The following is a 16,358-nucleotide window of genomic DNA, read 5'->3' on the forward strand; positions in this document are numbered from 1 at the left end:
GGACTTAATGTCCGTATAAATGAAATGACGAAATCTTTATACGGGTATTACATGGGTTATATATGTCACAGATTGAATAATGGATTCATTCGTCACTGGATATCACCAAAATATCATTTAATTTTATTTTTTATTATGTCGATATAACCTTGATACGTTTCCTTCTGTTCATCGAACATCCAAACATCTGCTAAATCTATTAAGTTGTTTTTTTCAACATTTTCAATCATTCTATCTAATTTACTCTTATATGCTGAGAGCGCTTCCGAACTAATAGATGACAATTTTTCCATCAATTCGATTGAATCAATATCAGCATAGAAAGGTGTGTTCTGTCCATCAATCCTTTCAATAATTTCAAATGTTGCCAAATCTTTAAAAACATCTTGTCTAATACAACGAATCAAATCAAAGTTTGCTAACTCACGCAGACACTTATTGGTAATTTTCAAGTGCCATACAGGTAGTGACATATCGGAATACTGAGTTGCATTTTGTATTACACCTTCATATTCTTCATTAGTCAAAAACTCTTTTAATATTATTTTTCTATTAATCATATACATTACTCCAATCACTATTTAGGTGGATACACTCCGCCATTGGAGGCAAACATCTCTTCAATTTTTTTATCGTAGCGTTTACCTCATTCAACTTAGATGTGTAAAGTTGTCGAAGTTCATGATCCATATTAGAATTTTTGAGCATCCCTTCCCAACTTCGATTCAAATCAACTAAACCACGATATGCGTCTGAAACTAATAGCCATTGCTTGGCCACCTCCTCCGATGTGATGATGAAGTACAGGCTTCCCTCTTAATCCATTAACATCATATTGAGGTAAATTTATCCCGAATACAACATCATTCACAATGGCCCAACCATTATTAAGATTTTTTATATTAGCATCGCTAAAATATTCAGGGTGTAAAACGATGCCTTCTAGGAATTCACCAACAAAGACGGTACGCACATCAGTAAGCGTAAAACTATACCATGCTTTTCCCACCTAAATATTTCAAGTAAAAAACACCTACAAATTAATTCGGTCTAAATCTTTGTCCGAACTTTCAAATGTAGGTATTTTTATTTCGCCTCATTCATTTTTGTTTCTCTAAAGAATACAGGCTAGGTACTTTTTATTCAGGCACATAGTTAAGAACGTCCTAATCCAAGGTTATTCACATCCAGTAGTCGCAACAAACGTGTTAGTTCAAACAAGATTGTTTAAACTCACACGTTTGAATAAGTGACTATAAATTAATATATTAGCCCGCGCCCATTAATTTTTGAAAAATTTTAGATATTTTATATCCTCTGGATCCCCAAAACATCTACCTTCTGATTTACTATTAGCAATGCTGAAAAATTCTTTTGCTATTTCTAAATCACCTAATTCAAACGCAACTGTTCCTGAAATAAATTCCTTATTACCTGAATCTATACGTGCAAATCCAGTTAAAAATATTTTATCCGACCACTCCTTTGCTTTTTTAAAATCTTTTATTATAAAACAAGTTTGAATAATGTCCTTCACTAAATGATAACTTTCTTCACAATAAATACCTTTCGGTTCAGGAATTAAACCCCAAGCCTCTTCTAATAACAAAATAGAGTCATAGTAGCTCCCATTATTAAATTGTTCATCACTTTTATCCAAAAGTTTTCTAAATATCTCTTTTACAGGTGATTGCAATACGGCCATTTTTATCCTCCTCAGATCATATCCTTAATCAATTCAAAATATTTATCATCCTCGCTAAAGAATATCTTATAGCCTTCTAACATGTAGCCCCTTAACAAATACTCCTTAGCTTTATCAATCTCTCCACACTCAAACAAACTCTCTCCAAGTCTCATTAAAATAAATGGATTTGAAATCCCATCTGGACAGTTTAAAGCATTATAAAGATTGCTTTTCGCCATTTGGTAGTCACCATCTAAAAAATAAGTGTCTCCTAATGCGGTATAGATCCATGTACTTGTATCCCAGTTGTTCTTCGGTAACGGCACCAAATCCAGGGCCTCTGTAAAGCTTTCTATTGCACTACTCATTTGTCCTTGTTCAACAAAAGCATCCCCCACTTTACATAAGTGTACAATTTCTTCATATACCTGATTATCTAGTTCCAATAGTAATTCCCTCCTAATAATTATTTAATTGGCGGCAAGTAGGTTTCAGTTAATTCCCCACCTGCGGATCGGTTTAAACTATAATGATCTAATACATAATTATTGGAGTCTAGCATCCATTCTCTAACCTCCGGAGACTTTGCTCCATAATGTTTACCCGTGCTGTTCCACCACGAAACTGCATCAGTTAAATGAGCCATATCTGCTTCATTTAGAGGGTACCATTTTCCATCGCTGGCCACAAATTCCGTTCTACCATTACGAGTAGTTCGAATTTTTGGAGGATCCTCATTTTTCATTCTCTCTATTACTTCTTTACCAGTTCTAGAGGATTTCCCAGGTGTAGCACCCATATATTCCGAACGCCTAGAGAGGCCGCTTGCTTCAGGTAAACCCACTTCTTTGTTACTTGCGTACCCCCCGTCAGGTCGGTGCCATCTTCCACTTGCATCTTGATAATAACCTTTAGGAACATTACCCTTAGCCCCAACATCGATATTTCCACTTTTTATATTCGTAGGGATATCCATTTTGGCAAATGGCATATTAAATGCAAAGGCATCTGTACCCGTTCGGTAATAATTAGTAGATAAAAGATCTAGTTGATTTTGTGTTTTGCCCAGTGAACTGCTGACGACATCCTGGTAAATTGGCGAATAGGTGGACGTCACATTCTCTGTACTTACCACATTTCTTACTTGATATAAATCCTTTCCTTTTACGGCGAATTTCCCACCCGTACTTGCCCAGCCCGCAACGGGTATCATCGCCCCAAATGAAAGGGCCGCATTCGTTGCATCTCCTCGGACTGAATAGATGATTCCGTTTGCGCCATCCGCCACTTCACCAACAACAGGGACAAGCCCGGCAATGTCTAAGACACTCAAGTACCTTATATAGAAAAGCTAACACTTGGACAATGGCCTTGTTGAATCAAACGATCTGACGCGGTAGGAATACCTAATAAACGCACGCCACTATCAGGTTTCGGGATTTCGCCCCTGCGGACAGGCTCCGGTTCATAGGTTCCCTGAAGAAGTTCCATTTTCATAGTTTCCCAGTGTTCTATGATGTGCTCTCGTAGGTTTTGTACAGGTATTCCGTCAATATCACGGCCCCCTTTATTACGTTCCACTAACATTAGTTGCGCCTCTTTCCGTGAACAACAATTCTTCTTATGCCAGTTCTGCTTCACCATCTTGAAGTCCCACATGGAATTCACCACTTCCTCCTTCAAGCATGCCCTTGATTATCTGTGTTCTTCGTAGGTTACCGAATTGTTCTCTCTAAATTATTCAGCCCTTCCCATCCTTCTCGAGTTCGAATTATACTATGGCTTCTGCTAACTTCTGACTGTTCAGCTACCTATCACTGAATAGATTCCCAAGTGTACTTGACATATCAATCAAACCTCCCCAGAACGTCGTCTTTCCCTCCCACCTATCTGCTTCATTTACTACGTATGACCTTCGGCAGAAAGGGCTTCGCTTTGTTATGTAAACTCCCCCAGTCATATATAGCCTTAACTTGCACACTATAGACTACGCCCAGCGCAAAAAAAACCTTGAAAGGCTGTAGCCAATCAAGGTTTACAAGTCTATTCTACACAAACCTGAATAATTTCTTTGGGTACAGATTCAAAAATCAATACTTCTGGCTTTGGATAAGGCTTCTTTATCAAATAGTCTTCAAGTGTCATCATACTATTCCAGTATAGTTCAATCCAATATTCAATAGTTTCTCCAGTATCAAAATTTAATGCTTCCTCATCAAAATCTTTATAATCCTCATAGAATGCTTGGTCATAGATTGAAAGGGAAATATCACCATCAAATACTAGGATTTTATCCGTAAATATAGGAAAGCTAAAAGATTTGGAAAAACGATTGGTCATGTCAACACCTATCGCTTCTTTAAAGTTAAGCCAATCAGGTGTATTGGAGGGTCTTAATAGTTCCGTTATCTCAAATTTCACTCTGCCACCATTACTATATCTATTATTTGACTTAGTAGAATATTTAATGCCACCAATCATGACTTCTTCCGGCGAAACATGATATTCGTGATTTTCAGGAAAATATGCATGATACAACAAATTACTCAAAGTATCTCACCTACTTAATATTTATTTTCTTGGAACATAAGGAAAATGTGAGCTTCTCGTTGGGTCACCTAGGTTTTCAAATACCCTATGACTTCCAGTCGGTGTATCAGGTGTACTGATATTCCCGTCAAATTCTTTATAATACTTAGTTATTTTGTTTGGATTTGGATTATTAGGATTTGGCCAGTTTGAATAAGCTTTATCAGGATTAGTCATTGTTTCTTGTCTTAACTTGTCTACATCCACATCTTCTCCATATTGTGACCTATTGGGAGTAGATGGTCTACTTGGGTCATACATATGTTTTTCAGAATGTGGCTTGACAAAGTCTTTAGGTTCGCTACCACCACCTGGTTTTGTAGGTACTGAAGCATTACCTATGCCCTTAGCCCCGACATCCACATTCTTTATTTCAGCCTTGACATCTCCACTTCTAATACTCGTAGGGATATCCATTTTTGCAAATGGCATATTAAATGCAAAGGCATCTGTACCCGTTCGGTAATAATTAGTAGCTAAAAGATCTAGTTGATTTTGAGTTTTGCCCAGTGAGCTGCCGATGACATCTTGGTAAATTGGTGAATAGATGGACGTTACGTGCTCTGTACTTACCACATTTCTTACTTGATATAAATCCTTTCCTTTTACGGCGAATTTTCCACCCGTACTTGCCCAGCCAGCAACGGGTATCATCGCCCCAAATGAAAGGGCCGCATTCGTTGCATCTCCTCGGACTGAATAGATGATTCCATTTGCGCCATCCGCTACTTCCCCAACAACAGGGACAAGCCCGGCAATATCCAAGACAAACTGAAAAGTATCCAGCACCTTATTCTCTTTCGGTTTATCGACTGTAACGCTCTTTTCTTTATATTCAACCTTGGACACTACTTCATAGAAAACTGTTTGGCCTTCAACATACTCTTTAATGAGTAAACTATTTTCATATGCATGATATTTTACATTTTCCCCTACGTTTTCTCCAATAGTCTCTACTTTCTTTCCTTCAAGGTTTCGGAATGTGCCCGCAGTAATCATCGTACCGATCAGCTGCTCTTGTTCCTTTATCCATAATTCACCAGGATTTAAGTACACTTTTGGGAACAATTCCGTTCTAATTTCTCTTCCTAGGTCCTGATGAATATTCCGTCTATACAGATCAAAGTTTATGGGGTACAACCTTCATGAGCTAGGAATTTCAGTGAAGCATCATCCATGTCATCCAAAGTTTAAATTTGATTAAAATTGTATATTCAATTCTTCTCGAATCACCTTTTATAAATATTCTTCAAAACTTCTTGCTATTATTTTTTTCACCAAAATCAAAGTTAAATGTAGTGATTTCTGTATTAGAAGAATTAAACCTGCTGGATTCCCTACACCATCGATTTCAATAACGTTAAAATTCTCATGCCCTTCAAGATGAATATTTCTAAACTGTAGAGACCTCTCCAATACTTAAATTGCGGCACCCTTGAAACTAATCTGTTGTATATTTTTAACCAGCTACGGACATTTGGCGCAAGCTCTTCCCTTGCTTTGGGCCTACAAAAAAACAGTGGCAGTCGAATTTCCCAACTACCACCATTTTATCATTCATTCCATTCAACTTACTTTACATCTTTAATAATAACTTCATATACCTCTTCAATAGCTCCATCTACCGGCACCAATGCGTAATAACTCTGATCATTATCTAACATAAATTGAACCAACTTTGTGTCTGTATGCTTCCAATGATTTTTCATACTTGGATAGTAGTCTTCCAAATCATCTTTATAATCCAATTGCAATATAAATTCTTTTTCTGTCATTGCAAAAACAATTAAAGTACCCAGAAGATTTTTTTGCTTATTTTCTTCTTCATACTCTTCGAATAAGAACCAGATTTGGCCTAACCCTATTGATTGTTTGTATTTTTCGTAAAAACTACGATCATCCATTATCTTATAATCATGGATCAACTCATTAACAGATGCGTGCCATTTTATTGGAATCATCTTTTCCAACGAAGGATTATTGTCAATTCCTTCTTGTCCTTCTTCCACCTCTTCAATGTCATCCTCATTGCTGTATTTACTCATGGAGATAGGTTTGAATTTCATTGTATTCTTGTAATGCGCCAAATCGTACGGATAGCGATTATGATTGATGAGGCTGGCATCATCAAGTTCTAGTATCTTTGCTAGTGCTGCTGTTTCAAAGCTCCAAAAACCTACATATCCCGGTTCTTTATGCGCATTCTTCCATCCGTAATCATAATGGCCTTTTAACCATTCTTTCTCCATATACGCTTGCATTCGTTTAGATGCTGCTTTCTTATCCGTTTGCGCAAGTTCTATAATTTCTCTCGTTTTTGCATATGGATTTTCTTCAAAATAAACATTGGAGATTTTTGTCCAACCAATATCACTAGCATATAATAAAAAATCAATAACGGAATCATTCATATTTTCCTTCACAACTAACTTACTTAATCGTTCTAGATTCTTTTTATCCGTTTCTAGTAATATTCCTAAAGAAACCATCCAAAGCAGATCTAAATATCCAACTTCCCTAGTCCCTATATGCTCTAAATTATCAATTGCATGGTGAAAATCTTCTTCTATTGTATTGACGTCTTCTCCCAAAGAATACTTTGCCCTAATATCCTCCATCTCATATCTAAAATTCCTTAAATATCTTGCTTCTATAATACTTTTATTATCCTTAGGTTTTCTTTGAATACCATTTCTCTCGTCTTCTTCAAAGCTTTTAATATCCTCTATATTCTTGTTGCTAAACTTTTTATTATATTCTATTCCTTCTTTACATTTTTCTTCTATACATAGACAATCTCTCATTATATTTGATTCCTCCCCACTTCTGAATTAAGGCCAGTCTCCAATTATGTTCCCCTTGTCATCTAGCTTATATGTTTTTACATTCCCATTACTATCAACTTTTGATAGTACTCTTTCAACTTGACCATCTTCCAATGCTTCTGTGATTTTTTCTGCTAATTCTTTATCTCCGTCAACCGCTTTCAATATTCTACTTCTTTTAGTTTTCTCACCAGTCAACCAATCATCTGACATTTGCGGTCCATCTTTAGCTGTTTTTCCTAGTTGAGAACTACCAAACTTCGCTTCATCAATTACATATTTGATAGGTGATTCCACATTTGCATTTTCATATAATCCGTCAATCCCATGTACGATCTTATCATCTATGCTTGATGGTGCACCCCTGCCTATTGGCTTCAGGTCATATTCAGCATCTTTTAAGCTTTGATTGTTTACCAGATTATCAGATGATATGATTTCACCATAATTACCTTTTTGTTTATTTGTAGCTGTTTTCGCATCAAAGTCGGCCACACTTGTTTCTTTACTTCCGCCAGAACTCTCTTTCCCCTTAGCCTTAACATCTCCACTTTTTATATTCGTAGGGATATCCATTTTTGCAGATGGCATGTTAAATGCAAAGGCATCTGTACCCGTTCGGTAATAATTAGTAGATAAAAGATCTAGTTGATTTTGTGTTTTGCCCAGTGAGCTGCTGACGACATCTTGGTAAATTGGTGAATAGATGGACGTCACATTCTCTGTACTTACCACATTTCTTACTTGATATAAATTCTGTCCTTTTACGGCGAATTTTCCACCCGTACTTGCCCAGCCCGCAACGGGTATCATCGCCCCAAATGAAAGGGCCGCATTCGTTACATCTCCTCGGACTGAATAGATGATTCCGTTTGCGCCATCCGCTACTTCCCCAACAACGGGGACAAGCCCGGCAATGTCTAAGACAAACTGAACAGTATCGAGTACCTTATTTTCTTTCGGTTTATCGACTGTAACGGTTTCTTCTTTGTATTCAACTTTGGACACCACTTCATAGAAAACCGTCTGGCCTACCCTATACTCTTTAATGAGTAAACCATTTTCATACGCATGATATTTTATATCTTCTCCTACGTTTTCTCCAATAGTCTCTACTTTCTTTCCTTCCAGGTTTCGGAATGTGCCCGCAGTAATCATCGTACCAATTAGCTGCTCTTGTTCCTTTATCCATAAATCGCCAGGATTTAAGTACACTTTTGGGAACATTTCCGTTCGAAGGCCACTTCGAAACGTCTGTACATTCCATTGGCTTGGCACAAAGTTTATGGCACTGACGCCTGCTTGAAACAGTCCCTCTATATCCGTCAGCCACGCGTTCATCGTCTGCAAGTCTTGTTCAATGGGAGCTAGTGCGTAAGTCTGCGTTGCATCAAATTCATAAAGTTGCGAAATGGTATCCGTACGTTTTCGCTTAGAACGAAGAACTCCCTCTTGCACATCGCTATCATCTAAATGGGGCAGTCTGACAATTTCGCTCACATGATCCATAATACCATTTGCCTCTTCCGTCAAACTAGCCGTGAGATGACCAATCAGCTCAAGTCCCTGTTCTAAATCCCCCTTTAGGAATTGTTCTACTATGTGACCAGTTGAAGCAGGTTCGAGTGAATGAAGTGCTGCCTCCATCTGCTGAAGCAAACGTTTGAACTGCTTGGTAAACGACTGAAAAAAATAAAGGAAGGGTAAATGACATTCCTGGTAAAAGGAACGTATGGCACTACCCCCCGCTCCTTTCAATTGTTCCTCCATCTGAACTAGCCCATTCACTGCATGTTCGATGGCTTCCACTTCACTGCTTAGCCTGTCTAACATAGTAATATTGCGCTGCACTCCATCTTGAAATAAATCTACGTCTACTATTTTCATAGGCTACGCCTCATCGAGCGTTTGGAAATCATCTCTTCATAACATTCTTTATTATACAATAATACCCGACTGGTGAACATTCTTCTCCCCCTAGCATTCTATTAACAGCTATAATATTCCATTTTTAACAAGAAGGTAAAGGTAGATGTTGTAATATTCATAAAAATCGTCCTTACAGATTAATAGTAAAAAAATAGATTGTGACTCTTTTACTACTAATACAAGAAAATAGTAGTTAAATAGATTGTAATGAATTAGCCCCTAAGACCACCTACGCAAAAAATCTCTAACATCATGTTTACTCTACATTTCAACACACCGACATCAGCCCCGCCCATCCATCTCCCCCACATAATACGGAAATGACAGCACTTGTCGCTTCAAGTCCCGAAATGACTGCCACTTTTTTGTGGTCTCACAATACGTTTCCATGTCCATTTTATCACTGACATCCAGGATGGTAAGCGCACGTACTCCATACATTCGATGATGCTCTGCATGCGCCTCGTCCTCCTTTTCCGCCAAATACAAAGCGAAACGTTTGTTGACCACCGGAATGATAAACAGCTTCACATCACACATCTTTAGCTGGTTTTCATCGCGCATGTTCAAAATCATCGCATAATCCAATTGGTCATAGGGAATATGGCTTGCGGGCTCATCCAGCGTCACCATTCCTTTCTGCACTGCATAATAAATCGCATGCGCTAAATACGGTTCATCATACGTCATCGCATCATGCAATAACTCCTTGACTGCTTGTCCCACGATTTAGCACCTCCCCGGTAAATTTGTTGTACCATGCGCATACCGTCCCCACTGGACCGTTGCGGTTTTTTGCCACAATAAGCTCCATTACATTGTCGTTGTCATCCTTTGTGTAATAGGCATCGCGGTATAAAAAGACAATGACATCCGCATCTTCCTCAATCGAACCCGATTCGCGCAAGTCAGCCATCATCGGGCGCTTATCCTGCCGTTGTTCAACAGCACGGCTAAGTTGCGCCAACGTAATGACAGGGCAATGAAACTCACGCGCCATCACTTTCAACGCTTTTGTGATGGCCGATACTTGTAAATGCATCGTCTGCTTGTTGTCATCTGTATGGATCAGCGTTAGATAATCAATAAGAACAAGTGGTTTCAACCCTGTATGTTCACTCATGACCTTGCGTATTTTCATGCGCATGTCTGGAACAGTTTGCCGACTCCCATCGAAAATTTGAATCTTCGTTTCACTCAACAGCCCAACAGCTTTTGGCCAGATTTCTTTTTGCGGATCTGTTAATAGCTTGTAAGGATTTCGCATGCGACTTCTCGAAAAACGTCCTGTCGAGGCGAGGAGTCGATCTCGTAAACTAGTCGCCGACATTTCGAGTGAAAAAATGATGGGGACATACCCTTTCCAGCCAGATTGCTTCGCAACATGGAGCATAACGTCCGATTTTCCCATGGATGGTCGAGCGGCCAAAATCGTTAATTCCCCATCTTGAAAGCCATTCGTCATGTCATCCACCTTGTCAATGCCAGAAGGTGCGCCGTCTTGGATGTCTTTTTCAACGAATGGTGCCTCATAGACGTCAATGAGCATGGACGAGATATCAGAATGGTCACTCGTACGCTGCTCTGTCAGGGCCGCAAGTTCCGTTGTAATGCGGTCAATGGACCAATCTTCCTGCGCCGCAATATGCAGTACATTGTTCTTTTCACGTTCCCGCCAAACATCTAGTAACGCACTGACATGATCATCGAATTTGTCAATCTGTGCATAGTTTGTCAGGTCATTGATATAATTCGCGCCACCTAGATCTTGTGGACTATACGTCGTCAGTAATGTAATCATATCCACCGCTTTCCCGGCTCGTCGAAGCTCCGTCATCGACTGGAAGATGTTGCGATTCGTCGGATTTGTAAATTGCGCTGCAATGAGATTTGATTCGACAATTAAATAATTTTCTTTGAGCATTGAGCCAAGCACTGCTTTTTCTGCAATCATAGGTCTTCTCCTTTCGCGAGATCTAACGTGAATTCTTCCACATATTTTTTCTGAACTTGTCCTTTAGCTGATGTGCGTTCTTGCTTCACCTGCGCAACCATGCGTGTCCAATTCCGTCGGATAGACGCCGGCGAGAGGACAACCGTGTGCCAAAATGCATGTTGTTGTGACCAGGTCATGACATATGTAATTTGTTCAATCGTCCACTGATCCTGTTCCACCAGCAATCTAAAATCGTTTGCCCATTTCTGGAGATTTGGTTCTTTTATCCCCGGATGATTCCTACTAACCTGCTCATAGAAAGACAACGCAAGTTGATAAAAAAGAGAGGCCTCATCGTAAACTTGTTTGCGACAAGTACTGTTCTTTTCGTTCTTCTCATTCTTTTCATTCTTGTTAGCTGTTACCTGTCTGTTAGTCGTCTGTTGCCCGTCTGTTTCTCGATCTGTTGTCGCCTCCTCTTTTCCTTGATAAACGCCCCAGTTAATAATCGTTATCAGCCGATTATGCGCTGTGGATTCGTCTGTTAGAAATTCGTATTTCGCAAATCGTTTAAGTGCCGTTCGTACCTTTTGAATGCTGCTATTCTTTCCACATTTTTGGACGAGTGCCGGCAATGACGTGATGCATTGACCGGGACGTGCGGTAAATCGTTCGCCTTTCCACTCCCATTGTTTTTCACTATGATTCGCCATCATGAGTAATGTGATCAGCAGCACTTTTTGCTCAGGTGTCGCCTCTGTCCAAATCGGCTTGTCCAGCAATTCTCGATGCAATTTCACCCAGCCTTGTTCCAATCTCATCCCCTACTTTCTTCTTTATAGATGACCAGCCGTCTTACCCTCTATATAGAGACTTCCATCGCAAAAGGATACATCTTTTGAAAATTTATTTTTTATTTATGGCGTTCACAACAAAAAACACTGGAAATCCGTCGGTGGATTTTCAGTGTTTTTATTTTTGGGAATGGATTTTCACTCTTACTACTTTTGCTCTTCTATACATTTTTCTGGATCAATATGTGTCACTTCCCATTGCCCTTGCTTCCCCTTCACCAACTGCGACACTAAAACGTCCGTGTCATTCGTTAGTTGAATAAAAATAAACCGATAATCATGACCATCCGTACCGATAATATCAATGGTTTTCACAAAGCCATCCCTTTTTGTCGGCAATCGTTTTTTGATGAATTTACACCAGCCCCCGTACTCAATATCGACAACGTCTTCCGCCTTTTGACGCCAACCATGATAGGCCGCACATAGAAAATCCTCGCCTGTCAACGTGATGGCATCTATTTTGGATAGTCCCTCTTCCTGTATAACTGAGATAATTCCGTAATGATATTGGAAACCTGTGACACCGGTCGCTGTGCCATTGATCGTTTCGAGTTCAACGAAAAATTGAAGCGGTGGCTTGTTAGTGGGATTCGGCAATTTATATAATTTGATGAGATTGGTATGGCCGATGCCTTCGAAAGAGGAAAGATAGGATGCGTATGGCATTTTCTGTTGATAGGCTTTGGTGAAAAAGTTATACGCAATCGGGAATGGTTCCCTTGCCTCACCGACTGTTCCACATCCTCCAATGAGCGAACTTGTTAAATTTTCAGCTTCTCGTAATATGCTGAAATAATTGAGGAGCATTTGTTCAGGCGTCTCCATTAAAGATGGTGGCAAATGGATTTCATCATAGGTCTTTTCAGAATATGGAGCGAAAAATTGATAACCGAACACTCGACGATTTAAGATGGAGCGACAGGAAGGACGAAAAAATTGCTCTACATCTAGCTTTGGTTTTATTGCTTGTTGTTCGACCTGCTCCCGTTTCCTCCATTGTCGACTCTGCATTTCCGCTCCCATGACAAATACGGTTGGCTGCTCCGCACTTAGCCTTTGAAATCGAGCTCGTTTCCAAAATCTCACGTAGTGACTCCCCTTTATTGATCACAATTCATGGTTTTATTCCCATCCCTACAAAAATACATATTTAGGATAAACAACGATAGGATTAAAGCTATTATTTTCATATAGCGGTAATGATTACGTTCATCTTTCTACCAGTTTTCCATTATACTATTCATAGGCATGCTACATGCTACATGCTACACGTCAACATCGTAGAGAGGAATGAGGAAGATTCACATCAATTGGAAGAAGCTACTTGTTTTCATTGTTTCGATTTTCTTACTAATCCAAATCGCCGGCAGCTTCTTTTTCTATGAGCTCGCTATCAAACGAGGGCCTAAAGATTTTCTACAGAATAACGCAGATTTAGACGTGTCGGATCAAACAATGGACCTGTTCTTAAATGGAGAATGGATTGACTGGGTCAATGCTCAGCCATTTGAAGAACTCACCTTAACTGCACGTGACGGACTGACGCTGTCAGGTTACTTTTTGCCAGCAGCCGAACCGACAGATAAATTGGTGATATTCACACATGGTTATTTAGGGCATGCCAAGCAGATGGGGCTCTATGGGCAGCATTATTATACGGATTTGGGCTATAACCTATTTATGCCTGATGCACGGGGACACGGAAAGAGCGAGGGGAATTATTACGGCTTCGGCTGGCCTGATCGGCTCGATTTGATGGATTGGACACAGCTGTTGGTGGACAAATTAGGACCTGATACGCAAATCGCTTATCATGGGTTATCAATGGGGGCAGCGACCGTCTTGATGGCGAGTGGAGAAGAACTTCCCCGCCAAGTAAAAGCCATTATCGCGGATAGTCCGTATGCGTCCGTTTATCAATTATTTAGCTATCAAATGAACCGCATGTTTTACCTACCGGCGTTTCCTTTATTGGATAGTACGAGCCTGCTAACGAAAATCCGAGCGGGCTATTCTTTCAGAGAAGCAAATGCATTGAAAGCAGTGGAGAAAACGACTGTCCCAATTTTGTATATCCACGGGGAAAGCGATACATTCGTTCCAACGAAGTTGACCAAGGAACTGTTCCAGCATACGGCCAGTGACGCCGAACTTTTGCTTGTTCCGAATGCCAATCATGGGGAATCTTTTGCGTTGGCGACAGAGGAATATAAGAGGACGATGGATGATTTTTTGGAGCAGTATATTGAATAAAAATGTCGGGTACTTTTACCACGGCGATTAGGTCATACGCTATATACTCAGCGTATGACCTGATTTACCTCTGATGTATTATTTTGATAATGCATTTTTTATATGGGCTAAGTGGTGCTCTTCATGCCAAGCCAATTTTGCCACTTTTTTTGCAACTGGTATTTCACCATTTTGTTGATGGGTAAAAACGCGAGCTAATTGCTCTTCAGTCAGACTATGTCCTAAAGATACGATGCGCTCATTGATCCCTTCGAGCATTTTAATAGAACTTTCTACAGGAAGCTCTGTATCCGGCTGAATCGCCCACTTTTCTTCATCAAAAGCTGGTGCTGTCGGATTCTCATCTGTTAACGCTAGCTTCAAACGTTGATACATATTCAACTGAGAATCTGCAATATGATGGACAAGTTGACGAACTGTCCAGCTCCCCTCACGATACGTTTTGCTTAATTCCTCATCACTTAATGAGTCAACCGTTTCCCGTAATCGAATTGTGTACGTTTCGATTTGCTTTAGCCATTCTTGAATATTTTCTACTGTTACGTGTTCAGGAACTTGTAATTGCCCGATCGGATATTTTACCTCCATTTTCAATCCCCTTTTCTCTATTCGTATTTTCGTTGATTATTTTCGGAATTGTCTTTCACAACCTAAATACTCAGTTCGACAAAAGGAGAAAGAATCCTTCATTTATTCTATATCCTGCAAAAAGGCAACATTAACTACTGTCTTCATGAATTCTTATTAAGCTAAAGCACTCGGTAGTTGAAGAAGACCTTTCAATTAATTGCCCCATGCTGTAATTGCGTAAATTATTTCTCTGGGATTCGGATCGTGCTCTAAATAGCCTAGATAACGAGAAACTAGAACACCGTAGCTAAAATCCTGACCAATCATCCATATAGGATCATAGTTGACGTGCTCCCATAAAGTGCTAAAGTTCTTTAGTGCCCATTTTCCGTCAACAAGAAATATTGGACAATTATCTATCCCCAAAAATAAATACACTAATTCATTTTCAATTTTAATTCCTTGGACATACTGAATAACCTCTTGTTCCCAACTAAATTCTTGTCTGACATCACTATATTTAGTCGCGAAATACTCTTTATGTAATTCATAATTCCATTTCTCGTGAACTTTATGTAGAATGCTTTCTAATTCTGGAGACGTAATGATTTCACTTTTTTCTATAACATTTGATATATGTTGTGGAAATAAATTCATTACATTAGCCTTCTGATACCTTTGTTTATTCGCTTTTATTTTTTGCTGTATTCGTTTTTTTCGCTCATTCATAACCTCACCCCATCGCATTCCATCATCCTAATAATACCATAAAAACCTAATATAAGAGGAATTGACAAAAGCGCTGGAGCCTAGACGAGTAATATCTATATACTCGCTTATCCATAAGATTTTATAATTTCCTAGCGATTAAAAAATACTTCATTATAGTAGGTTAACGGGGGAATTAATAACAGATATTTTCACCGGTATACTCTCTTAAATGCTCTACAGCTAACACCACTGCGCTTTCCTCTGTCTCTATCAAAGATAATCCTTTGTGTATAGGACTCCAGTACTCGTATCCACAATCTTCCGTCCACTTATAGACCCCGATTGTAAAAAAATGATCCTTACGTTTAACAATTTGTACTTTATATTGATGACTCAGAGACAATATTTCCTGTATCACTTGCTCCATCAAATCACCGTCTTTGACTACTATCAACGTGGATAGTATGTTATTTCTTGTCCAGTCATCAGGTTATGCCACAACTCAATTACTCAACATCTCCCCCAAAACCAAGCCCACTCTCATCAAGTGCCCCCTATACGAATGTTCCGTTTTTTGCCACGGTGACGACACTTGCTCATGGATTAAAATAGGATACTAACGATTGACCCACTCTATATAATAATAGCCCCGTTAGATACTCCTTCTTTTGTGACGTTCAATTTACCTTCTGGCACCATCCCTAAGCCTACCATTACATGCCTGCCACGAGCTCCTGTATTTCAATCCACGCACTCAAGTAGAGTGCGACTGCGAAAATCTGATAAAAGTATAAATCAATCTAGAGATTTTATCACAATTCAACTTCCTTACCACTTTCTCACTTTCTCACTTTATTACCTACTACTTTATCTCAATTCCAAGAATTATTCAAAGAAATCCCGGTGCGAATCTCCCAGGGATTTCATGTGCACTTGCGGTTCGTACTCATAAACCCAAACTATATAAATTCCCCGAGCAACTGATACTTTTTTCACGCTTT

At 39.4% G+C, this 16,358-nt stretch carries 17 protein-coding genes and 1 pseudogene; 1 reads left to right on the forward strand and 17 read right to left on the reverse strand.

Annotation, left to right across the window (positions count from 1 at the left end):
• Positions 1-113: 113 nt before the first annotated feature.
• The 14 genes and pseudogenes from MKY34_RS17925 to MKY34_RS17990 form a co-directional block, all read right to left on the reverse strand.
• Positions 114-560, reverse strand: a complete 447-nt coding sequence (locus MKY34_RS17925) for a contact-dependent growth inhibition system immunity protein (protein ID WP_342512473.1) — start codon at positions 558-560, stop codon at positions 114-116.
• Between the two features lie 170 nt (positions 561-730).
• Positions 731-1,009: a hypothetical protein gene (locus MKY34_RS17930; protein ID WP_342512474.1), complete on the reverse strand. Its 279-nt coding sequence runs from the start codon at positions 1,007-1,009 to the stop codon at positions 731-733.
• Between the two features lie 273 nt (positions 1,010-1,282).
• Positions 1,283-1,705, reverse strand: a complete 423-nt coding sequence (locus MKY34_RS17935; RefSeq protein WP_342512475.1) for a hypothetical protein — start codon at positions 1,703-1,705, stop codon at positions 1,283-1,285.
• Between the two features lie 11 nt (positions 1,706-1,716).
• Positions 1,717-2,133: a hypothetical protein gene (locus MKY34_RS17940; RefSeq protein ID WP_342512476.1), complete on the reverse strand. Its 417-nt coding sequence runs from the start codon at positions 2,131-2,133 to the stop codon at positions 1,717-1,719.
• Positions 2,134-2,153: 20 nt separating this feature from the next.
• Positions 2,154-3,020 (reverse strand): GH-E family nuclease, encoded by an 867-nt coding sequence (locus MKY34_RS17945; RefSeq protein WP_342512477.1) that lies wholly within the window; start codon positions 3,018-3,020, stop codon positions 2,154-2,156.
• A 7-nt stretch (positions 3,021-3,027) separates the two neighbouring features.
• Positions 3,028-3,274: pseudogene (locus tag MKY34_RS17950) on the reverse strand (group II intron reverse transcriptase/maturase); the annotation flags it as partial.
• 456 nt (positions 3,275-3,730) lie between these two features.
• Positions 3,731-4,237, reverse strand: a complete 507-nt coding sequence (locus MKY34_RS17955; protein WP_342512478.1) for a DNA polymerase III — start codon at positions 4,235-4,237, stop codon at positions 3,731-3,733.
• Positions 4,238-4,258: 21 nt separating this feature from the next.
• Entirely contained in the window at positions 4,259-5,344 is a 1,086-nt protein-coding gene (locus MKY34_RS17960) for a hypothetical protein (RefSeq protein ID WP_342512479.1), read from the reverse strand.
• A 503-nt stretch (positions 5,345-5,847) separates the two neighbouring features.
• A complete protein-coding gene (locus MKY34_RS17965) occupies positions 5,848-7,080 on the reverse strand; it encodes a PoNe immunity protein domain-containing protein (RefSeq protein WP_342512480.1) in 1,233 nt (410 codons plus the stop codon).
• A gap of 27 nt (positions 7,081-7,107) precedes the next feature.
• A complete protein-coding gene (locus MKY34_RS17970) occupies positions 7,108-8,988 on the reverse strand; it encodes a T7SS effector LXG polymorphic toxin (protein WP_342512481.1) in 1,881 nt (626 codons plus the stop codon).
• Between the two features lie 324 nt (positions 8,989-9,312).
• Complete coding sequence (locus tag MKY34_RS17975; RefSeq protein ID WP_342512482.1) at positions 9,313-9,756, reverse strand: hypothetical protein; 444 nt, start codon at positions 9,754-9,756, stop codon at positions 9,313-9,315.
• A complete protein-coding gene (locus tag MKY34_RS17980) occupies positions 9,725-10,984 on the reverse strand; it encodes a DnaB-like helicase C-terminal domain-containing protein (RefSeq protein ID WP_342512483.1) in 1,260 nt (419 codons plus the stop codon). Before MKY34_RS17980 ends, MKY34_RS17975 begins: the two co-directional genes overlap by 32 nt.
• A complete protein-coding gene (locus tag MKY34_RS17985) occupies positions 10,981-11,787 on the reverse strand; it encodes a hypothetical protein (protein WP_342512484.1) in 807 nt (268 codons plus the stop codon). Before MKY34_RS17985 ends, MKY34_RS17980 begins: the two co-directional genes overlap by 4 nt.
• 180 nt (positions 11,788-11,967) lie before the next feature.
• The gene (locus tag MKY34_RS17990) at positions 11,968-12,909 is read right to left on the reverse strand and encodes a hypothetical protein (protein ID WP_342512485.1); all 942 of its coding nucleotides are present in this window, start codon (positions 12,907-12,909) and stop codon (positions 11,968-11,970) included.
• A 204-nt stretch (positions 12,910-13,113) separates the two neighbouring features.
• On the opposite strand from MKY34_RS17990, the gene MKY34_RS17995 reads away from it, so the two are divergent.
• The gene (locus tag MKY34_RS17995; protein ID WP_342512486.1) at positions 13,114-14,076 is read left to right on the forward strand and encodes an alpha/beta hydrolase; all 963 of its coding nucleotides are present in this window, start codon (positions 13,114-13,116) and stop codon (positions 14,074-14,076) included.
• A gap of 78 nt (positions 14,077-14,154) precedes the next feature.
• On the opposite strand, the gene MKY34_RS18000 is transcribed toward MKY34_RS17995, so the two are convergent.
• The 3 genes from MKY34_RS18000 to MKY34_RS18010 all read right to left on the reverse strand — a co-directional run bounded on the left by MKY34_RS18000 (position 14,155) and on the right by MKY34_RS18010 (position 15,784).
• Positions 14,155-14,664, reverse strand: a complete 510-nt coding sequence (locus MKY34_RS18000; RefSeq protein WP_342512487.1) for a YfiT family bacillithiol transferase — start codon at positions 14,662-14,664, stop codon at positions 14,155-14,157.
• Between the two features lie 195 nt (positions 14,665-14,859).
• A complete protein-coding gene (locus MKY34_RS18005; RefSeq protein ID WP_342512488.1) occupies positions 14,860-15,375 on the reverse strand; it encodes a hypothetical protein in 516 nt (171 codons plus the stop codon).
• Between the two features lie 175 nt (positions 15,376-15,550).
• Positions 15,551-15,784, reverse strand: coding sequence for a hypothetical protein (locus MKY34_RS18010; RefSeq protein ID WP_342512489.1), 234 nt, complete (start codon positions 15,782-15,784; stop codon positions 15,551-15,553).
• Positions 15,785-16,358: the final 574 nt, after the last annotated feature.

Source organism: Sporosarcina sp. FSL K6-1522, assembly GCF_038622445.1.
Taxonomy (GTDB): Bacteria; Bacillota; Bacilli; order Bacillales_A; family Planococcaceae; genus Sporosarcina.